25 protein-coding genes and 3 tRNA genes are annotated in these 19057 nt (G+C 65.8%); 12 read left to right on the top strand and 16 right to left on the bottom strand.

All coding sequences use genetic code 11. The features are described from left to right. Positions 1 to 163 precede the first annotated feature (163 nt). The 7 genes from rplL to BN1313_RS08305 all read right to left on the bottom strand — a co-directional run bounded on the left by rplL (position 164) and on the right by BN1313_RS08305 (position 3723). Positions 164 to 544, bottom strand: coding sequence for a 50S ribosomal protein L7/L12 (gene rplL / locus BN1313_RS08335; RefSeq protein WP_091738968.1), 381 nt, complete (start codon positions 542 to 544; stop codon positions 164 to 166). A gap of 48 nt (positions 545 to 592) precedes the next feature. After that, on the bottom strand, positions 593 to 1108 hold the full coding sequence (gene rplJ / locus BN1313_RS08330) for a 50S ribosomal protein L10 (protein ID WP_091738966.1): 516 nt from the start codon (positions 1106 to 1108) through the stop codon (positions 593 to 595). 298 nt (positions 1109 to 1406) lie between these two features. Continuing rightward, positions 1407 to 2099 (bottom strand): 50S ribosomal protein L1, encoded by a 693-nt coding sequence (gene rplA / locus BN1313_RS08325; RefSeq protein ID WP_091738963.1) that lies wholly within the window; start codon positions 2097 to 2099, stop codon positions 1407 to 1409. A gap of 4 nt (positions 2100 to 2103) precedes the next feature. Beyond that, a complete protein-coding gene (rplK, locus tag BN1313_RS08320) occupies positions 2104 to 2535 on the bottom strand; it encodes a 50S ribosomal protein L11 (protein ID WP_091738960.1) in 432 nt (143 codons plus the stop codon). Positions 2536 to 2699: 164 nt separating this feature from the next. After that, entirely contained in the window at positions 2700 to 3263 is a 564-nt protein-coding gene (nusG, locus tag BN1313_RS08315) for a transcription termination/antitermination protein NusG (RefSeq protein WP_091738957.1), read from the bottom strand. A gap of 7 nt (positions 3264 to 3270) precedes the next feature. After that, positions 3271 to 3579 carry a preprotein translocase subunit SecE gene (gene secE, locus BN1313_RS08310; protein ID WP_245620145.1) on the bottom strand — a complete coding sequence of 103 codons (309 nt, stop codon included), beginning with the start codon at positions 3577 to 3579 and terminating at the stop codon, positions 3271 to 3273. A 68-nt stretch (positions 3580 to 3647) separates the two neighbouring features. Further along, positions 3648 to 3723, bottom strand: a tRNA-Trp gene (locus BN1313_RS08305). 179 nt (positions 3724 to 3902) lie between these two features. Here BN1313_RS08305 and BN1313_RS16545 point away from each other — a divergent pair. Continuing rightward, positions 3903 to 4076 carry a hypothetical protein gene (locus BN1313_RS16545; RefSeq protein ID WP_176695947.1) on the top strand — a complete coding sequence of 58 codons (174 nt, stop codon included), beginning with the start codon at positions 3903 to 3905 and terminating at the stop codon, positions 4074 to 4076. 60 nt (positions 4077 to 4136) lie between these two features. Here the strand turns inward: BN1313_RS16545 and tuf are convergent, their stop codons facing one another. From tuf to BN1313_RS08290, 3 genes are all read right to left on the bottom strand, one after another. Further along, positions 4137 to 5327 (bottom strand): elongation factor Tu, encoded by a 1191-nt coding sequence (gene tuf / locus BN1313_RS08300; protein WP_091738951.1) that lies wholly within the window; start codon positions 5325 to 5327, stop codon positions 4137 to 4139. Between the two features lie 51 nt (positions 5328 to 5378). Next, a tRNA-Gly gene (locus BN1313_RS08295) sits at positions 5379 to 5452 on the bottom strand. A gap of 49 nt (positions 5453 to 5501) precedes the next feature. Next, positions 5502 to 5587 (bottom strand) — tRNA-Tyr (locus BN1313_RS08290). A gap of 132 nt (positions 5588 to 5719) precedes the next feature. Between BN1313_RS08290 and rlmB the strand changes: the two genes are divergently transcribed. The 3 genes from rlmB (at position 5720) to BN1313_RS08275 (ending at position 9620) form a co-directional block, all read left to right on the top strand. Next, entirely contained in the window at positions 5720 to 6520 is an 801-nt protein-coding gene (gene rlmB, locus BN1313_RS08285) for a 23S rRNA (guanosine(2251)-2'-O)-methyltransferase RlmB (RefSeq protein ID WP_091738948.1), read from the top strand. Between the two features lie 47 nt (positions 6521 to 6567). Beyond that, positions 6568 to 7284 (top strand): TerC family protein, encoded by a 717-nt coding sequence (locus BN1313_RS08280; RefSeq protein WP_091738945.1) that lies wholly within the window; start codon positions 6568 to 6570, stop codon positions 7282 to 7284. 77 nt (positions 7285 to 7361) lie between these two features. Beyond that, positions 7362 to 9620: an OPT family oligopeptide transporter gene (locus BN1313_RS08275; protein WP_218054334.1), complete on the top strand. Its 2259-nt coding sequence runs from the start codon at positions 7362 to 7364 to the stop codon at positions 9618 to 9620. On the opposite strand, the gene metG is transcribed toward BN1313_RS08275, so the two are convergent. Next, positions 9617 to 11422 carry a methionine--tRNA ligase gene (gene metG / locus BN1313_RS08270; protein ID WP_091742522.1) on the bottom strand — a complete coding sequence of 602 codons (1806 nt, stop codon included), beginning with the start codon at positions 11420 to 11422 and terminating at the stop codon, positions 9617 to 9619. The two genes, BN1313_RS08275 and metG, sit on opposite strands and share 4 nt — an antisense overlap. 159 nt (positions 11423 to 11581) lie before the next feature. Here metG and BN1313_RS08265 point away from each other — a divergent pair, with 159 nt between their 5' ends. The 5 genes from BN1313_RS08265 (at position 11582) to BN1313_RS08245 (ending at position 16139) form a co-directional block, all read left to right on the top strand. Beyond that, the gene (locus BN1313_RS08265) at positions 11582 to 12049 is read left to right on the top strand and encodes a hypothetical protein (RefSeq protein ID WP_141653104.1); all 468 of its coding nucleotides are present in this window, start codon (positions 11582 to 11584) and stop codon (positions 12047 to 12049) included. Positions 12050 to 12230: 181 nt separating this feature from the next. Next, the gene (locus BN1313_RS08260) at positions 12231 to 13319 is read left to right on the top strand and encodes a polyamine ABC transporter substrate-binding protein (protein WP_245620144.1); all 1089 of its coding nucleotides are present in this window, start codon (positions 12231 to 12233) and stop codon (positions 13317 to 13319) included. Then, complete coding sequence (locus BN1313_RS08255; protein ID WP_245620143.1) at positions 13316 to 14467, top strand: ABC transporter ATP-binding protein; 1152 nt, start codon at positions 13316 to 13318, stop codon at positions 14465 to 14467. The genes BN1313_RS08260 and BN1313_RS08255 overlap by 4 nt, the downstream gene beginning before the upstream one ends. Further along, entirely contained in the window at positions 14464 to 15351 is an 888-nt protein-coding gene (locus tag BN1313_RS08250; RefSeq protein ID WP_176695946.1) for an ABC transporter permease, read from the top strand. The genes BN1313_RS08255 and BN1313_RS08250 overlap by 4 nt, the downstream gene beginning before the upstream one ends. After that, a complete protein-coding gene (locus BN1313_RS08245; RefSeq protein ID WP_091738934.1) occupies positions 15348 to 16139 on the top strand; it encodes an ABC transporter permease in 792 nt (263 codons plus the stop codon). Before BN1313_RS08250 ends, BN1313_RS08245 begins: the two co-directional genes overlap by 4 nt. On the opposite strand, the gene BN1313_RS08240 is transcribed toward BN1313_RS08245, so the two are convergent. From BN1313_RS08240 to BN1313_RS08230, 3 genes are all read right to left on the bottom strand, one after another. Continuing rightward, the gene (locus BN1313_RS08240; RefSeq protein ID WP_091738931.1) at positions 16123 to 16452 is read right to left on the bottom strand and encodes a DMT family protein; all 330 of its coding nucleotides are present in this window, start codon (positions 16450 to 16452) and stop codon (positions 16123 to 16125) included. The two genes, BN1313_RS08245 and BN1313_RS08240, sit on opposite strands and share 17 nt — an antisense overlap. 30 nt (positions 16453 to 16482) lie before the next feature. Next, a complete protein-coding gene (locus BN1313_RS08235) occupies positions 16483 to 17127 on the bottom strand; it encodes an RraA family protein (RefSeq protein WP_091738928.1) in 645 nt (214 codons plus the stop codon). A gap of 301 nt (positions 17128 to 17428) precedes the next feature. Continuing rightward, the gene (locus BN1313_RS08230) at positions 17429 to 17614 is read right to left on the bottom strand and encodes a hypothetical protein (protein ID WP_091738925.1); all 186 of its coding nucleotides are present in this window, start codon (positions 17612 to 17614) and stop codon (positions 17429 to 17431) included. Between the two features lie 102 nt (positions 17615 to 17716). Between BN1313_RS08230 and BN1313_RS16540 the strand changes: the two genes are divergently transcribed. Together BN1313_RS16540 and BN1313_RS08225 are read left to right on the top strand one after the other, a co-directional pair. After that, positions 17717 to 17869 carry a hypothetical protein gene (locus BN1313_RS16540; RefSeq protein ID WP_176695945.1) on the top strand — a complete coding sequence of 51 codons (153 nt, stop codon included), beginning with the start codon at positions 17717 to 17719 and terminating at the stop codon, positions 17867 to 17869. Then, positions 17862 to 18221: a hypothetical protein gene (locus tag BN1313_RS08225; RefSeq protein ID WP_091738923.1), complete on the top strand. Its 360-nt coding sequence runs from the start codon at positions 17862 to 17864 to the stop codon at positions 18219 to 18221. The genes BN1313_RS16540 and BN1313_RS08225 overlap by 8 nt, the downstream gene beginning before the upstream one ends. Here the strand turns inward: BN1313_RS08225 and BN1313_RS17095 are convergent. Next, a complete protein-coding gene (locus BN1313_RS17095; protein WP_425415001.1) occupies positions 18218 to 18370 on the bottom strand; it encodes a YlcI/YnfO family protein in 153 nt (50 codons plus the stop codon). The genes BN1313_RS08225 and BN1313_RS17095 overlap by 4 nt on opposite strands. A gap of 126 nt (positions 18371 to 18496) precedes the next feature. On the opposite strand from BN1313_RS17095, the gene BN1313_RS08220 reads away from it, so the two are divergent. After that, positions 18497 to 18745 carry a hypothetical protein gene (locus BN1313_RS08220; RefSeq protein ID WP_091738920.1) on the top strand — a complete coding sequence of 83 codons (249 nt, stop codon included), beginning with the start codon at positions 18497 to 18499 and terminating at the stop codon, positions 18743 to 18745. Positions 18746 to 18785: 40 nt separating this feature from the next. Here the strand turns inward: BN1313_RS08220 and BN1313_RS16855 are convergent, their stop codons facing one another. Further along, positions 18786 to 18932 (bottom strand): hypothetical protein, encoded by a 147-nt coding sequence (locus tag BN1313_RS16855; protein WP_245620142.1) that lies wholly within the window; start codon positions 18930 to 18932, stop codon positions 18786 to 18788. Between the last annotated feature and the right edge of the window lie 125 nt (positions 18933 to 19057).

Genomic DNA, 19057 nt, shown 5'->3' with positions numbered 1-19057 from the left:
GAATCAGAAATTTCGCGAGGGAGCGTAGATAGGCCCGATCGAAAGGAATTGGAAGGGGGGATTTCATCCTCCCTGCGAGGCCGCGAGTCGCGAGGAACAACCCAACGAAAAAGGCCGCCGGGTCGCCCCGACGGCCTCTTCGATTTCCGTGAGGAAAGCAGTCTTACTTGATCGAAACCGAAGCGCCGGCTTCTTCCAGCTTCTTCTTGATCTCTTCAGCTTCTTGCTTGGAGACGTTTTCCTTGACGTTGGTCGGGGCGGCTTCGACCAGGTCCTTGGCTTCTTTCAGGCCGAGGTCCGGACGGACGCCGCGGACTTCCTTGATCACGTTGATCTTCTTGTCGCCACCGGCGGTCAGAACAACGGTGAACTCGGTTTGCTCTTCGACGGCTTCAGCGGCGGCGGCCGGGGCGGCGGCGGCCATGGCGACCGGCGCGGCGGCCGAGACGCCCCACTTGTCTTCCAGCAGCTTGGAGAGTTCCGAAGCTTCAAGAACGGTCAGGGCCGAGAGGTCTTCGACCAGCTTTTCGAGGTTAGCAGCCATTTGATTTAGTCCTTTGGAATGGTTGAGGTGTGTCGAGGAATTGAACGATCAAGCCGCGTTCTTTTCAGCGTAGGCGCTGATGACGCGGGCCACTGCGCCGCCCGGAGCCTGCAGCACGCCGGCGATCTTGGTCGCGGGCGTCTGGACGAGGCCGATGAGCTTGGCGCGGAGCTGATCCAGCGACGGGAGCGTGGCGAGCGAGCTCACCGCGGTCTTGTCGAGGACCTGCTGACCCATGAGGCCGCCGATGACGGAGAATTTGTCGTTCTCCTTGGCGTACTGGGTCGTGATCTTGGCGGCGGAGACGGGGTCCGGCGCGAAGGCGATGGCGACAGGGCCCTTGAAGAGGGCGTCGCCCGCTTCGCCGACCGAACCGTCCAGAGCCTTGGTGGCCAGGGTGTTCTTCACCACCTTCAGCTGAGCGCCCTGCTCGCGCAGGCGCAGCCTCAGATCGGTCATTTCCGCAACGGTCAGACCCATGTAGTGGGTCACGACCACGGCGCCGGCGCCCGCGAAATCGCCCTTGAGCGTCTCGATGGCTTCCTGCTTTTGAGCGCGGTCCATTGCGGTCTCCATACTCAGGTTCGACGCACGCACGAGCGCGCACGCCGGTTACTCGCCTGTCCGATGGGAAATCCGCAGGATCAGCGCCGGCGAAGCGCCAGCGTGAACCTCATCATCCCGTCTCCCCACGACCAGAGGCGGGCCCGCCTCTGCGTTACGACCGCCGGTGACCCCGGTGGCTACGCGGTTCTTGGACAGGAGCGGGGCGAGATCGTCTTCGCCCCCTCCTCGCCGTCTCTTGCAAGACAGCGAAACTCTAGAAGGCGCGGCTCTTACAGGAGCCGCGCCGCTATTTCAATCAGGCGGCCGAGAACGAGGCCACTTCCACCTTCACGCCCGGACCCATGGTCGAGGAGAGGCTGATCTTCTTGATGTAGGTGCCCTTGGCGCCGGTCGGCTTGGCGCGGTTGAGGGCATCGACCAGGGCGCGGACGTTGGCCAGGATCTGCTCGTCAGTGAACGAGGTCTTGCCGACGCCAGCATGGATGATGCCGGTCTTTTCGGTGCGGAACTCGATGGCGCCGCCCTTGGCGTCCTTCACGGCTTGGCCGACGTTCGGCGTCACAGTGCCGACGCGCGGGTTCGGCATCAGGCCGCGGGGGCCCAGGACCTTACCCAGGCGACCCACGAGGGCCATCATGTCCGGCGTAGCGATCACGCGGTCGAAATCCATGAAGCCGCCCTGGATGCGCTCGACGAGATCCTCGGTGCCGACAATGTCAGCGCCGGCCGCGGTGGCTTCAGCGGCCTTGGCGTCCTTGGCGATGACGGCGACGCGGACGTCGCGGCCGGTGCCCGAAGGCAGGTTGACCACGCCGCGGACCTGCTGGTCGGCGTGGCGCGGGTCGACGCCCAGGTTGACGGCGATCTCGACGCTTTCGTCGAACTTGGCGGTGGCGTTCTGCTTCACCAGCTTCACGGCCTCTTCGACACCGAGGACGACCTGACGGTCGCCGGCGAAGGCTTGGGCGCGCTTGGGTTGCTTTGCCATGGTCTTAGGCCTCCACGATCTGCAGGCCCATCGAACGGGCCGAGCCCTCGATGATGCGCGAAGCGGACTCGACGTCGTTGGCGTTGAGGTCCTTCATCTTCTTTTCGGCGATGTCGCGCAGTTGCTCGCGGGTGATCTTGCCAATGACTTCACGGCCGGTCGTCTTGGCGCCCGACTTCAGGCCGAGGGCCTGCTTGATGAAGAAGGTCGCCGGCGGAGTCTTGGTGACGAAGGTGAACGACTTGTCCTGATAGACGGTGATGACCGTCGGCAGGGGGGTGCCCTTCTGTTCCTTCTCGGTGCGCGCATTGAACTCCTTGCAGAAGCCCATGATGTTCACGCCACGCTGGCCCAGCGCCGGACCGATCGGCGGCGAAGGCGTCGCAGAGCCCGCGGGCACCTGCAGCTTGATGTAGCCCAAGATTTTCTTGGCCATGTTGTCCTCATGATGTCCGGGGTCCGGACGGTTGAGCCGTGGTGCGGGGTATGGCTTGCAGCCCCTCCCACGGATTTGGGTTTCGCCACGGCGAACCGCGCGAAGGGCGGGCGTGTATCAGGCGAAGGCGCCGGCGGCAAGCCGGCCTGCCCTCGCCCGCGACATCAGCCGATCTTTTCGACCTGGCCGTATTCGAGTTCGACGGGGGTGGCGCGACCGAAGATCGAAACGGTGACACGCAGGCGGGTGCGCTCCTCGTCGACCTGTTCGACCGAGCCGTTGAAGCTGGCGAACGGGCCGTCGGTGACGCGGACCTGCTCGCCGATCTCGAAGGTGATGGTCGGCTTCGGCCGCTCCACGCCCTCTTCGATGGCGCCGATGATGCGGGCCACTTCCTTTTCGGTGACCGGCTGCGGCTTGTTCTGGCTGCCCAGGAAACCGGTGACCTTCGGCGTGTTCTTGATGAGGTGGTAGGCCTCGTCGGTCAGCTCCATCTTCACCAGGACGTAGCCCGGGAAGAACTTGCGTTGGACATCGATCTTGCGACCACGGCGGATCTCGGTGGCCGCTTCAGTCGGCACGAGGACTTCGGAGAAGTTCTCCTCCAGCCCCTGGGACTTGGCCTGCTCCAGGATCGAGTCCTTCACCTTGCCCTCGAAGTTCGAGTAGGCGTGGACGATGTACCACTTGTGGCGCGGGTTGGCGGCGGGTTGGGGCGCTTCAGACATTTCGAATTTATCCAGCGTTCGCCAGCTTCAGGATCTGCGTAACGCCCTGGCTGAGAAGAAAATCGACCACGAGAAAGAAGACCGAGGCCATCACGACCATGATCGCCACCATGACGGAGGTGATCCAGGTCTCCTTGCGGGTCGTCCAGGTGATCTTGCGCGCTTCGGCGCGCACTTCCTTGGCGAACTGCCCAGGATTGAAAGGCTTCTTCGGCGCGGCGGGGGCGGCGGCTGCGCCAGCGGGCGTCATGGCCGCCGCCGTACGCGCGGCGCGGTTCCTGATCGCTTGCGGGGTGGAGCCCGGTTTCCTGGCCAAGTCGACTGCTCTCTAAAACTTCTGGCGGACCGGCCTTGCCGGCGTCGCGACCTATATGGGGAGAAGGATGGCAGGAGTGGAGGGACTCGAACCCCCGGCCCTCGGTTTTGGAGACCGATGCTCTACCAGCTGAGCTACACTCCTACGCGTCCGTCCGCCCCTCTTCCGGGGAGCAGGCCTCGCGCCCAGAGGGCGTAGAAGACGGCTCAACGATGTCGGGATGGACGTTGAGCGCTATGCCGCAATCCTCCCGATGTTTCAAGCGCTGCCGAGGATCGAAGCGGCGCGGCCGTCGTTTCCCAGGCCAACCCTGGAGACAAATCATGCCCGCCAGCCAGAGCGACGATCGCAACCGCGACGACCAGCAGAAGCCCGGCAGCCCGCCACGGCCGGCGACGGAGCCGGCCGGCGGCGGCGCGAAGACGTCGAAGACCGCCACCGATCCCGCCACCGGCGCGCCGAACCGAGAGGCGCCGGAGCCGAACCAGGCGGCCTAAGCAAAAGGCCCGCCGGATTGCTCCGGCGGGCCTTGTCGTTCCAGCCGTGGGCTGGGTCGATTACTCGACGATCTTCGAGACGACGCCCGCGCCGACCGTACGGCCGCCTTCGCGAATGGCGAAGCGCAGGCCCTGGTCCATGGCGATCGGGGTGATCAGCTCGACGTCCAGCTCGGCGTTGTCGCCCGGCATGATCATCTCCACGCCTTCGCGCAGCTTGATGATCCCCGTCACATCCGTCGTGCGGAAGTAGAACTGCGGACGATAGTTGGTGAAGAACGGCGTGTGACGACCGCCCTCCTCCTTCGTCAGGATGTAGGCTTCCGCCACAAACTTCGTGTGCGGCGTGATCGAACCCGGCTTGCAGAGAACCTGACCGCGCTCGACGTCTTCACGCTTGGTGCCGCGCAGCAGCACGCCCACGTTGTCGCCGGCCTGGCCCTGGTCCAGCAGCTTGCGGAACATCTCGACGCCCGTGCAGGTCGTCTTCTGGACCGGACGGATGCCGACGATCTCGACTTCCTCACCGACCTTCACGATGCCCTTTTCAATCCGGCCGGTCACAACCGTGCCGCGGCCCGAGATCGAGAAGACGTCTTCCACCGGCATCAGGAACGGCAGGTCCACCGGACGCTCCGGCTGCGGGATGTAGGCGTCAACCGAAGCCATCAGCGCCAGGATCGCCTCTTCGCCGATCGCCGGCGTCTTGCCCTCAACCGCCGCCAGAGCCGAGCCCTTGGTGATCGGGATGTCATCGCCCGGGAACTGATACGACGACAGAAGTTCGCGAACCTCCATCTCGACCAGGTCCAGAAGCTCTTCGTCGTCGACCATGTCGACCTTGTTCATGAACACCACCAGAGCCGGCACGCCGACCTGACGGGCCAGAAGGATGTGCTCGCGCGTCTGCGGCATCGGACCGTCAGCGGCCGAAACCACCAGGATCGCGCCGTCCATCTGCGCCGCACCCGTGATCATGTTCTTCACATAGTCAGCGTGACCAGGGCAGTCGACGTGCGCGTAGTGACGGTTCGCCGTCTCATATTCCACGTGCGCCGTGTTGATCGTGATGCCACGCGCCTTCTCTTCCGGCGCCGCATCAATATCCGCATACGCCTTCGCCGTCGCACCACCGGACTTCGCCAGCGTGATCGTGATCGCAGCCGTCAGCGTCGTCTTGCCATGGTCAACGTGACCAATCGTGCCGATGTTGCAGTGCGGCTTATTACGTTCGAACTTTTCCTTGGCCATTGATCGATCCTAGAGGCGCTTGTTCTGTTGCAGGGCGGGCGGTTCGGAGTCTGGAGCGGGTAGCGGGAATCGAACCCGCATCCTCAGCTTGGAAGGCTGCTGCACTACCATTGTGCTATACCCGCCTCCCCGGTCGAGGCCGGAACTCCTTAAAGGTCTTTCGCTACCGGCGCGTGGTGGGGGAAGTAGGACTCGAACCTACGAAGGCGTACGCCAGGGGATTTACAGTCCCCCCCCTTTGCCACTCGGGACATTCCCCCAAGCGCCGGAGCGATTGACACCCGTCCGATAAAGACCTCCGCCCCAACCCTGCAGCGGTGCTAAGAGCCCCGTCCAAGGTCTTGTGAAGCAGCGGTCCCGCCGGGGGGCCCCAATTTGGAGCGCGTCTTATAGTGTCCTCGTCCCACGAACGCAACGCGCCGAAACGAGGCTTTAAACCACGCCCTCATGGCCGGCCCGATCGGCCCTCGGAGAAGGCCTCGGAAGACTGGCTGTGGGGCCTGCATGCGGTGGAGGCGGCCCTCGTAAATCCCGCCCGTACTCCCGAGATTCTCTACCTCACCGCTGATCGCGCCAAGACCTTGAGCGGACGCTTCAAGACACTGCCCACCCACGAGATCGTCGACAACAATCGGTTCGCACAACTGCTGCCGGCGAGCGCCGTTCACCAGGGAATCGCCCTTAAGGCGCCTTTGCTGGAGCCTGCAGACCTGACGGACTTCGTCGCCGAGCCAGGCGCGGTGCTCCTGATGCTCGACCAGGTGACCGACCCGCAGAACGTCGGCGCGATCCTGCGCTCGGCCGCGGCGTTCGGCGCCAAGGGCCTGGTGCTGCAGGACCGCCATGCGCCGCAGTTCACCGGCACGGTGGCGAAGGCCGCCGCCGGCGCCGTCGAGCGCGTGCCCACCGCCCGCGTCGTCAACCTGTCGCGCGCCCTGGAGGAGTTGAGCGAGGCCGGCTGGCGGACGATCGGCCTAGCCGGCGAGGCCCAGGATTCGCTGGCTGATTCGCTGGACGGCTCCGCTGTGGTGATCGTGCTCGGGTCCGAGGGGGAGGGCCTTCGCCGGCTGGTGGCCGAGCACTGCGACACACTGGCGAAAATCCCCATGCCGGGCGGCTTTGAGAGCCTCAACGTCTCCGCGGCGGCGGCGGTCGCCCTTTACGAAACGTCACAGACCAGACGCCGGGCCTGAGGACTGCGCAGTTGCGAGCTGGCCGCGACTGAAGCAATGAGAAACTTATGATCGCTGAACTGTTCAATCCCGCCGCCTTCACCGCCCTCCTTCAGGTGCTGATGATCGATCTGGTCCTGGCCGGCGACAACGCCGTGGCCGTGGGCCTGGCGGCCGGCGGCCTGCCGCCGGAACAGCGCAAGAAGGCGATCTTCGTCGGCTTGATCGCCGCGGTCATCACCCGCATCGCCTTCGCCCTCGTCACGACCCAGCTCCTGGGCATCATAGGCCTGCTGTTCGCCGGCGGCCTGCTGTTGCTGTGGGTCTGCTGGAAGATGTGGAATGAAATGCGCGACCAGGCCGCGCAGGACGAAGCCGACGCCGCCGCGGCGATGGACGACGATCCGACCACCGAGCCCGCGGTCAAGAAGGCCAAATCTTTCAAGGCCGCCTTCATCCAGATCCTCGTCGCGGACATCTCGATGTCGCTGGACAACGTCCTGGCCGTCGCCGGCGCGGCGCGCGAGCATCCGACAGTCCTGATCTTCGGCCTGTTGCTGTCGATCGCCCTGATGGGGGTCGCCGCCCACGCCATCGCGCGGCTGCTGCACAAGTACCGCTGGATTGGCTACATCGGCCTGGTGATCGTGCTTTACGTGGCCGTGCACATGATGTGGCAGGGCCACCAGGACGTGGTCGTCGATCTGGGCTGGCGCGACAGCTACAACGCCGCGGTCCCCAGCTTCATGGACATTCCCCCTGAGGGCGCGCCGGCGGCGCACTAGACATGGCGGGCGGGCCATGGCCTCCGCCTGAACTGCGTGCTCATACTGACGCCTTCTGACGTGAAGCGGGGCGTGACGTGGCTGATCTGGACGTCACCGTAAGCAGGGGCCCGCGCCCCTTCATCCCCGCCACCGCACATTTGCCGGAGCTCACATTCCTGCCCCTTGTGGTCGGGGTCTTGCTGGGCGTGATCTTCGGCGCCTCATCGCTCTACCTCGTGCTCAAGGTCGGGCTGACGGTCAGCGCCTCGATCCCCGTGGCGGTGATCTCGATCACCCTGTTCCGGCTGCTCGCCCGGCTGGGGCTGGCGCGCGCCAGCATCCTGCAGAACAACATCGTCCAGACAGCGGGTTCGGCCGGCGAATCCATCGCCTTTGGCCTCGGCGTGACCATGCCGGCGATTATGATCCTGGGCTTCGACCTGGAAATCACCCGGGTGATGCTGGTGGCGGTCCTGGGCGGCCTGCTCGGCATCCTGATGATGATCCCGTTGCGCCGGGCGCTCATTGTGGAAGAGCACGACACCCTGCGCTATCCGGAGGGCACGGCCTGCGCCGAGGTGCTGAAGGCCGGTGCGACGGCGGAAGAGCACGCGCTGGCGGCGGAAGGCTCGAAGGCCCAAACCCCGGCCGAAGTCGCGGCCAGCGCCCGAACCATCGTCATCGGGTTTCTGGCGGGCCTTAGCTACAAACTCGCCATGTCGGCCCTCCACCTGTGGAAGGACGTGCCAGGCAAGGTGTTCTCAAGCATCCTTCCCAAGGCCTCCGTCGCCGTGGAGATCTCACCTGAGCTTCTGGGCGTAGGCTACATCATCGGCCCGCGGATCGCCGCGGCGATGGCCGGCGGCGGGGTGCTGGCCTATCTGGTGCTGATCCCGGTCATCCAGTTCTTCGGCGCCGCGGCCGCCGTGGTCATCGCACCAGGGACGACGCCGATCTCGACCATGAGCCCGGACGACATCCGCGAGGCCTATGTCCTCTACATCGGTGCGGGCGCCGTCTCGGCCGGCGGTATCATCATCTTGATCCGCGCCTTGCCCGTGATCTGGCGCGGCCTCAAGGCGGGCCTGGGAGGGTTGCGGTCCGGCGCGGCGCGGCGGATGACCCGGACCGATCAGGATCTTCCGTTGAAATGGGTGGCGATCGGCCTGGTCGTCCTGATGGGCGCGATCCTGTTCGCCCGGTCGTTGCACATGAACCTGGTCGGCGCGGGCCTGATCATCGTCTTCGGCTTCTTCTTCGTGACCGTGTCGGCGCGGCTGACCGGCGAGCTGGGATCCTCTTCGAACCCGATCAGCGGCATGACGGTGGCGACGCTTTTGCTGACCTGCCTGCTGTTCCTGCTGCTGGGCTGGACGGGGCCCACCTACTACGTCACCGCGCTGTCGGTGGGCGCCATCGTCTGCATCGCCGCCTCCAATGGCGGGACCACGGCCCAGGACCTGAAGACCGGGTTCCTGGTCGGGGCGACCCCCAGGGCCCAACAGCTGGCGATCCTGGCCGGCGCGCTGGCCTCCGCCATCTGCCTTGGACCGATCCTGCTGGCCCTGAACCAGGCCTCCACCGTCTATGTCCCCGTCGAGGCGAGCCAGAACATCCGCGCGCCGGCGGCGCAGGTGGCGAGCCTTCCCGCCGAGCAGGTCAAGGGGCCGCAAGGGGCCGGCGACCGGGCGGGCTACCGCGTCTGGCATCGGCCCGACCCGGCCGGCGGGGCGTCGACCCGCTACCTGGTGCGTGACGACGGCAGCGCGGCCTATCTGGTCGATCCGGGCATCAACGGGACCCATCGCACCCGGCCGGACGGGGTGGCCGTCGCCAAGTTCGACGCGCCCAAGGCGACGCTGATGAGCTACATCATCAAGGGCATCCTCAACCACCAGCTGCCCTGGGGCCTGGTGCTGATGGGCGTGCTGATCGCCGTGGTGCTGGAGTTGTGCGCGGTGCCGTCGCTGGCGTTCGCCGTTGGTGTCTACCTGCCGCTGTCGTCCTCGGCGCCGATCCTGTTCGGCGGCGCGATCCGCTGGCTGGCGGACCGGCGCTCACGGCCCCATTCGCCGACGGGCGAGACCCTGTCGGAGGCGGAGCTCGCGGCGGAGAGCGACCGCAGTCCCGGCGTGCTGATGGCGTCAGGCTATATCGCCGGCGGGGCGATCGCCGGGATCGGCATCGCCTTCTCCGCGGGCCTGCTGAGCGGCTTCGACAGCGCGGTGGTCGAACTGATGACCCGGGTGAATCCGCTCTTCGCGGGGCCCTGGTCGGACGGCCTGGCGCTCATCCCCTATGTGGGGCTGTGCGTCCTGCTGTGGCTGACGGGACGGCGCAGGACGGCGGCTTAAGCGGCCGCGTCCGCCCCGCCGAAACGCGCCACCCATTCGGCGACCTGGTCGTTCTCGACCTTGCGGAAGAGAACCTCAGGCGCGGCGACCGGCCGGCCCGCCGGCAGGATGTCCAAGGCCGCCGCGGCGTCCGGCCACCGCCCCGGGTAGGCCTCGCCCACCGCCAACGCGACCTTCTCGGCGGCGAAGGGGATGAAGGGCTCGCTGACCTTGGCGAAGAGGGCGACGAGGTTCAGGCCGGTGCGCACGGCCACAGCGGCGCGGTCGCGATCGGTCTTGATGGCTGTCCAGGGCGCGGCCTCGGTCAGGTACTGGTTGCCCAGCACCCAGAGCTGGCGAAGGGCGGTGGCCGACTTGCGGAATTCGCGCGCCTCCAGCTGCTCGGTCAGTTCAGCGAGCTTGGCGGCGACATCACCGGCAAGCCGGGCCTCGAGCTCGCCCGGTTCGCCCCCCTCGGGGACGACGCCGTCGAAGCGGCTCTCGGTGAACTTCAGGATGCGATTGACGAAATTGCCCAGCACGTCAGCCAGGTCGGCGTTCACCTGCTGTTGAAACTGCTCCCAGGTGAAGGTCGCATCCGAGGTCTCCGGCGTATTGGCCATGACCCACCAGCGCCAGTAGTCGGCGGGCAGAAGCTCCAGCGCATGGTCCATGAAGACGCCGCGCTGTTGTGAGGTGGAGAACTTGCCGCCGTAATAGTCGAGCCAGTTGAAGCCCTTCAGCTGGTCGACCAGCTTCCAAGCCTGGTTCGAGGCCGGCTTCCAGTCGCCGCCAGCGAAGGTCTCGTTGAGACCGATCAGGGTGCAGGGAAAGCCCACGGTGTGGAAGGGCACGTTGTCCTTGCCCATGAACTCCACATAGGTCACGTCCGCCGCCGCTTCGCCGCGCCACCAGCGTTCCCAGACCGCATCGGCGGGCGGGTCCTCGCCGCGCTCGGCGGCCCGCGCATCGGCCCATTCCCAGGTGCAGGCGATGTATTCGATCGGCGCGTCAAACCAGACGTAGAAGACCTTGCCCGCCAAGCCGTCGATGTCCGGCAGGGCGCCGTCAGGGTTCGGACCCCATTCGAAGGCGTTGACCGGCACACCCCAGACGAGGTCGCGGGTGATCCCGCGATCCTGCAGCCCTTCGTCCAGCCACTTGAGCGCAATGGAGGTGACGAGCAACGGCCACTCGCCCTTCTTGGCGTCGATCCAGGCGCGCAGCTTGTCGGCGAACAGGCTCTGGCGAAGGAAGAGATGCTTGGACTCACGGATCTCGACGTCGGTGGAGCCCGAGATCGCCGAGCGCGGATGGATCAGGTCGGCGGGGTCGAGCACGCGGGTGCAATTTTCGCACTGGTCGCCGCGGGCGGCCTCGTAGCCGCAGTGCGGGCAGGTTCCGACCACATAGCGGTCGGGCAGGAAGCGTTTGTCGGCGACGGAGTAGACTTGCTGGGTGACGCGCTCCTCCAGGAAGCCGGCCTCCCACAAGCCCTGGGCGAAGCGCTGGGTCAGGCGATGGTTCTGCGGCGAGGACGAGCGGCCGAAATGGTCCCAGGACAGGCCGAACCGCCGGCCGAGGTCATGCTGGACCTGGTGCTGCTCGGCGCAGAAGTCGGCGGGCTCTTGGCCGGCGGCGGCCGCGGCCAACTCGGTCGGCGTGCCGTGTTCGTCAGTGGCGCACAAATAGAGGGTTTCGCGGCCCCTCGCCCGCTGGAAGCGCGCGTAGACATCGGCCGGCAGCATGGAGCCCGCCAGCGTCCCCAGGTGCTTGATCCCGTTGATGTATGGCAGGGCGGAGGTGATCAGGATGCGGGACATGACGCTCTGGCGGCGGTGGATTTCGGAGCGCGCATATAGGCGCAAGCCTGCGTCAGCCCCAAGCTGCAACGCAAAATTGCTCGCCAAGCTTCAGCTTTACCGCACACTGCGCCTCGAGCGGGGGCCAACGAGTCCCGGCCGATCCACGGGAGAGAAATGATGAGGAAGCTATTGATCGCCGCCGGCGTCGCGGGCGGCCTTGGCCTCGCCTTCAGCCTGGCCGGTTGCGAAGAAAAGAAGGCGGAGGTGGCCGCGGCGCCCGCGCCGAAGAAGTCCATTAGCCGGATGGACCAGATGTACGCCGGCGAAGAGCAGATCGTCTCCGTCGAGAGCGGCACGGCTGAGCGCAACGCGGACAAGTCGATCATGCTGACGGCCAAGGGCATGGCCGCCTCGGCCGGCTACACCCGCCCCTATTTCCTGCCGCGGATCTACATCGCGCCACCGCCCGGCGGCGTCTACGAGGTCGACGTCGTCGCCTCCAAGCCGGCGGAGGCCGCCGCCCAGGTCCTGACCCCCATCACGGTCGAGGGCAACTGGGCCAAGTACAATGACGACCGGGTGCAGGGCGTGACCTTCATCACCAAGACCAACCAGGTGACCGTGATGGTGACGCCGGCGAAGTAGAGCTCGGCGCGCCTTTCCCGAAGCCCGGAAGGCCTCTGGGAGGCTTCCGGGCTGACGGCGTGAGGCGGAACGGAGTATTCGCACCCCGCAAGGGGCGCCGCTCTTGCGCGGGCGGCGCCAAACACAACAAACTGTGTCGAGATTTCCGAGGCGGGGAAGCCCCATGACGATGATGCGGCACATGGCGAGCGTAGTGGCGCTCGCGGCGAGCCTGGCCCTGGCGGCTTGCGGCGGCGGCGCGCCGAAAGAACAGACCCTGCACATCTACAACTGGTCGGACTACATCGACCCGACGCTGCTGGCGGATTTCACCAAGGAGACGGGGATCAAGGTCGTCTACGACACCTTCGATTCCAATGAGGTGCTGGAGACGAAAGTGCTGCAGGGCGGCACTGGCTATGACATTGTCGCCCCCTCCAACCACAACCTGCCCCGCTTTATCGCCGCCGGGGCGATCCAGCCGCTGGACAAGACCAAGCTGCCTGGGTTCGACAAGCTCACGCCCGACCTGATGACCCACCTGGGCGCCTTCGATCCGGGGGCGAAATACGCCTTCCCCTACATGCAAGGCACGATCGGCGTCGGCTACAACACCGCCGCGGTCGCCAAGCGCCTTCCGGGCGTGAAGCTCGACAGCTGGGACGTGGTGTTCAAGCCGGAGAACCTGGCCAAGCTGAAGGACTGCGGGATCTATTTCCTTGATGCGTCCGAGGACATGTACGCCGTGGCCCTCAACTACATCGGCAAGGACCCGAATTCGAAGGCGCCCGCCGACTACGCCGCGGCCACGGACATGCTGCTGAAGGCGCGACCCTTCGTGAAGAAATTCCACTCGTCGGAGTATATCGACGCCCTGGCGAACGGCGATGTCTGCGTCGCCATCGGCTATTCCGGCGACGTGCTGCAGGCCAAGGCGCGCGCAGAAGAAGCCAAGAACGGGGTCGAGATCGGCTACTTCATTCCGAAGGAAGGCAGCCAGCTCTGGTTCGACACCTTCGTCATCCCGGTGGACGCGCCGAACGCCGACGCCGCGCACAAGTTCGTCGCCTTCATGCTGAAGCCGGAGGTGATCGCCCGGGCGTCGAACTACACCCAGTACGCCAACGCCAATGCGGCGGCGACACCGCTGCTGGACGAGAGCCTGCGCAGCAACACGAATGTCTATCCGAGCGCGGAGGTCGCCAAGCGGCTGTTCGTCACGACCACTAAGGGCCAAGAGCTGCTGCGCGAGGTGAACCGCCAGTGGACCCGTGTTCTGACGGGGCATTGAACGCGCTGTCCCAGACGTTGCGCCAGGTCGGGGCGATCCGGTCGAGTTTCGCGCCGTGGGAGGACCCCAGCGCGGTTCCGCTCGTGCGGTTCGACCGCGTCGTGAAACGCTTCGACGGCCAACCGGCGGTCGACCGCATCGACCTCGCCATCTACGAGCGTGAGTTCTTCGCCCTGCTCGGTCCGTCCGGCTGCGGCAAGACCACGCTGATGCGCATGCTCGCGGGGTTTGAGACACCGGACGAGGGTCGCATCTTCCTGGACGGCAAGGATGTCGCCGCCCTGCCGCCCCACGAGCGGCCGGTGCACATGATGTTCCAGTCCTACGCGCTGTTCCCGCATCTCAGCGTCGCCCAGAACATCGCCTTTGGGCTGAAGGGTGTGGACCGCAAAGGCCGGGCCGACCGCGTGGAGGAAATGCTGAGCCTGGTGAAGCTGGACGGGCTGGGCGGGCGCAAGCCCAGCCAGCTGTCCGGCGGCCAGCGGCAGCGCGTGGCGTTGGCGCGAGCGATCGCGCCCAAGCCGCGAATTCTGCTGCTCGACGAGCCGCTGGCGGCGCTGGACAAGAAGTTGCGCGAAGAGACCCGGTTCGAGCTGATGAACCTGCAGCATACCCTGGGCATGACCTTCCTGATCGTCACCCACGACCAGGAGGAGGCGATGGTCACCGCCGACCGGATCGCCGTGATGCGCCAAGGCCAGATCGTTCAGGTGGGCCGGCCGGCCGAGGTCTATGAGGCGCCCGCCAACCGCTATGTCGCCGACTTCATAGGTGAGGTGAACCTGTTCGAGGGCGTGGTTCAGAGCTCCGCCAACGGCGGCGTCACCCTGAAATCCAGCGACGGCGCGGGCGGTCTGATCGGCCTGGGCGAGGCCGCGGTCGGCGCGACGGCCTGGCTGGCCGTGAGGCCGGAAAAGATGGTTCTGCACCAGGACCCGCCGCCAGCCGGACCGAACCAGCTCGAAGGCGTGGTCGCCGACATCGCTTACCTCGGCGATTGGACGACCTATGTGGTCGAGACCACGCCCGGCCGCACGGTGCGCGCGGCGCAGGCCAACGTGGCGCGCACCGCCGAGCGGCCGGTGGGCTGGGATGATCGGGTCTGGCTAAGCTTTGCGCCGGACGCTGGCGTGGTCCTGGACGCGTGAACCGCTGGCGGATCAGTCTGGCCGCGCTCGCGCCCTACGCCTGGCTGCTGGCCTTCTTCGCCCTGCCCTTCGCGCTGGTGGTGAAGCTGTCGCTGTCGGACACTGTGCTGGCGATCCCGCCCTATGCGCCCCGACTGGACTGGTCGCGGGGTCTGGATGGCGTCGCAGCCTTCGTGCAGGCGCTGGATTTCGAGACCTATGTGCGCCTGGCGCGGGACGACCTCTACCTCGCCGCCTATCTCTCGAGCCTGCGGCTCGCCGGGCTGGCGACCCTCTTGCTGGCCCTAGTAGGCTATCCGCTCGCCTACGGGATTTCGCGATGCTCGCCGGACGCGCGGCGGATACTGGTCGCGGCGATCATCCTGCCGTTCTGGACCAGCTTCCTGATCCGAATCTACGCCTGGATCGCCATCCTCAAGCCCGCCGGCCTGCTGAACGAAATGCTGGGCGTGTTCGGTTTTCCCGCAGCATCGATCCTGAATAGCGAGGCTGGCGTCCTGATCGGCTTGGTCTACGCCTATCTGCCGTTCATGGTTCTGCCGCTCTACGCGGTTCTGGAGCGCCAGGATGAAACGCTGCTGGAGGCGGCGGAAGACCTGGGCGCCTCGCCGCTCGGCGCATTCTGGCGAGTAACCTTCCCTCTGTCCCTGCCGGGGCTGGCCGCGGGCGCCCTCCTCTGTTTCATCCCGATGGTCGGCGAATTTGTCATCCCTGACCTGCTGGGCGGATCGGAGACCCTGATGCTGGGCAAGACGATCTGGACCGAGTTCTTCGCCAACCGCGACTGGCCGGCCGCCTCGGCGGTGGCGATCGTCCTGCTGCTGACATTGCTCGGACCCCTGGCGCTCTATCAGCGCCAGCAGTCGCGGATGCTGAAGCGATGAGGCGTGGCCCGACACTCTTCAACCGGGTCTCGATCGGCGCGGGCCTGATCTTCCTTTACGCGCCGATGGTCCTGCTGGTCGTGTATTCCTTCAACGCCAGCCGCTTGGTGACGGTGTGGGGCGGGTTCTCGACCCGTTGGTATGGGGCGCTCTTGCATGATCGCCAGTTGCTTGACTCACTGTCGGTCACCCTGCGGGTCGGCGTGATCTCCGCAACGCTTGCGACCTTGCTTGGGACGCTGGCCGCGGTGGCGCTCAGCCGCTCGGGTCGATTCCGCGGCCGAGCTCTGTTCTCCGGCATGATCTATGCGCCCTTGGTCCTGCCCGAAGTCATCCTGGGCCTGTCGCTGCTGCTGCTGTTCATCGCCTTTGGCGCTCCACGCGGCTTCTGGACCGTGACCTTGGCCCACACGACGCTGACGCTGTGCTACGCCACCGTCGTGGTGCAGGCCCGCCTGGCGAGCGTCGATCCCACACTCGAAGAGGCGGCGCAGGACCTGGGCTGCTCACCGCTCGCGGCCTTCCTGAAAGTCACCTTGCCGCTGATCGCGCCCGCCGTGGCCGCGGCCTGGATGCTGGCGCTTACGCTCTCCTTCGACGATCTGGTGATCGCGAGTTTCACGTCCGGGCCAGGCGCCACAACCCTGCCGATGCGGCTCTACAGCCAGATCCGTCTGGGCGTCGACCCCAAGATCAACGCCGTCTCGACCCTGTTGCTGGCGGCGGTGGCGCTCGGGGGCATGGTCGCGTTCGCCCTACAGCGGCGGCGGCTTAGAACGGGCCCTTGAAGACCACCACGGCGCCGACGCCGATCAACGCGAAGCCGACCATGTGATTGAGGGTCAGTTCCTCCTTCAGCCACATCACCGAGAAGATGGCGAAGACGCAGAGCGTAATCACCTCCTGTATCGCTTTCAGCTCGGCCGGCGCATACACCGCGCGACCCAGGCGGTTCGCGGGCACGGCGAGGCAATATTCGAAGAAGGCTATGCCCCAGCCGATCATGACGATCAGCCACAGCGGCCGATGTTCGACCTTGAGCTGGCCGTACCAAGCGAAGGTCATAAAGACGTTGGAGGCGACCAGCATCACCACCGGCATGGTCCAGGACCACAGGGACGTCGCCACCGGTCAGTCTTCCTTCAAGGCGTAGGCGCCGACATAGCTCCCGTCGAGAATGCTGCGCAGGATGCCGGCCTCGAACGCCTCCTGGCGATTCGCCGCCTCGAGAAGCTCTGCGGCGATCTCCTGGCTGAAGGCGATGACGCCATCGGAATCGCCGATGACAACGTCGCCGGGCGAGACGACCATGCCGCCGATGCTAACCGGCACATTGATCCTGCCGGGGCCATTCTTGAACGGTCCGCGCAGGCTCACCCCCTTGGCGAAGACGGGCATGTCCAGCCCCGCCAGTATGGCGGTGTCGCGCACCGCGCCGTCCAGGACGATGCCAGCGACGCCACGGCTGACGGCGATCGCCGACAGCAGCTCACCAATCAGGGCGCGATCGAGGTCGCCGCCGGCGTCGATCACCAGCACGTCGCCTGGCCGCACCATGCTAAGCGCCTCGTGGATGGCGGCGTTGTCGCCGGCGGCCGTCATGACGGTGACGGCCGTGCCCGCCATGGCGCCGCCCTTATGAAAAGGTCGCAGGCCCTTGGCGCCGGGCATCCGGTCAAGGCTGTCGGAAATGATGGAGGTGGAGAGAATCTTGAAACCCTCGATGATTTCAGCCGCCGCCTGAGGTGCGTTGGGGTGTCGGCGGCTCCCGATCATGGGGTCTCTCCAGGCTGTGCGCAGGTCGCTTCAATGCGGACGCCGGGCGGCCCGCGTCAAGCCGATGTGGCGCGGACTGACCGCGGCGGACAGCGCAAATGTACGCGATGCTTGTCTCGCCGCCACGCGCGTGGCATCGAACCGCCGAAATCACGCCGGTTTAGCTCAGCTGGTAGAGCAGCGGTTTTGTAATCGGATCGTTGCTGAACGAAATCAGCGACATCGCTGTAAAACACAACACCTGATGGCCACCATATATCAAATACTTAGCCCCTCCTGTGTAAAGGATTTCGGCTGCGATTCAGGCCTCAGGAATGTACGGCTTCGTGCCCGGCGTCACCAACTCGAACATAGGAAATCGGGACGAGTTCCAGCTCTCAAGAACCACGCCGCAGCACTCAAAAGTGTCGCGATCGCGATTCATCGCCTTCACCTCGCGACGGCGATAGACGGCCTCGCACTTCGGGCATGTCACTAGGGTTGTCATGGGGTTCTCCAGCTTTTGAAGGCTGGACGCTGCCGCCTAAAGCGGTCGCCTGCCAACCCGGAACATCTTGAGAACATCGGCGGCCCGTGCTTTCAATCCGGCATGACCGCCGCCAACGAAAACCCCGACCGCCCCATCCCTCCCCGCACGCTCTACGGCTACCTACGGCCTGGCAGCGATGAGGTGACGTTCTACGAGCGCGAGCTTGAGGAGCGCAGACGCGAGGCCTTGCCGCTGAGACCCGACGATGCCTGATCGCCTGACCGCGCCGTGGTCGGTGAAGCCCGACGAGCCGAACTACATATTCCGGGTCGAGACGGCGGACGGCTTCCCGGTTGTGCACGTCCATCATCAGCGGCCTTGGGATCCGAACAAGAACCACTCGGAAGGCCTGACCAGGGAGCAAGCCCGCGCGGTAGCCGTGGGAATCGCGCGCATACCTGACCGGCAGTGGCCGGCCGACGTGAAGGCGGCGCTTCTGGCGTTGCAGGCTGAGGTTCCGGATGCACCGCGGGACTTCGATGCCTTCGCCCAGATGGTGATGCGAGACGCGCTGATCGGGGCCGGGAAGCTGGCGCCGTATGTCGATGACGGGATGGATCGCTAGGGCTTTTCGCGTCGCTCTAGCTCGCGCTCGACAGCTTCACGGATGAACTGAGCGCGCCGGTTCGGGCCGAGTAGCGCGTCGATGCGAGCCAGGATCGCACCCGGCAGTCGCACAGTCGTGCTGATGATTCCAAGCGAAGGCCGGCCCATCCGAGGGGCGCTAGGCGCTATCGCTTTTTCCGTCAACTTCGGCACTATTTCCGCTATCGCTTATTGCGTAACCGCTATCGCTTAGGTATATATCCGCTATCGCTTACGCGCAACAGCGGAGACGCCATGAGCAGCACGCACCTCTTCGGAGCCGCAAAGGCGGTCTCCTACACAATCCTCTTCATCGCAGCCGTGGCGGTCCTCTTCCGCGGCGTCGTGAACACGCTCTGGGGCTCAGGCTCTGAGCTTGGTCTGCTTGGGGCTGTGGGCGCTGCGGCGCTCGGCGTCCTGGGGCTCGCCTGGTTCGCCATGGTCCTCGTGAAGGACGTGGCCAAGCACTTCATCATCGAGAAGGACGAAACCATCCATGACTAAGCGCATCGCGCTCACGGCGGCCATCGCGGTCGCCGCTCTCTCACTCGCCGCCTGCGGCCAGACGGTCCAACCGGGCGAAGCTGGTGTGAAGATCAAGAAGCTGACTGGCGGCGTCGACGCCCAGGCCCTGCCCGCTGGCTGGCACGCCACAGGGATCGGTGAAGAGATCGAGGTCTACTTTCACCATAAGCATACTCGCCGTGGTACTTGCGCTCGCCGGCTCGGTAGGCCGCCTTCGCCTCCTCGATGGTTTCGAACGAACCCAGCAGGATCTGGCGGCGGCCAATTTGGATTTTGGCGCGCCACTTCTGT

Source organism: Phenylobacterium immobile (ATCC 35973) (assembly GCF_001375595.1).
GTDB classification, from domain to species: Bacteria; Pseudomonadota; Alphaproteobacteria; order Caulobacterales; family Caulobacteraceae; genus Phenylobacterium; species Phenylobacterium immobile.
This window is presented reverse-complemented; position numbering and strand designations above follow the sequence as displayed.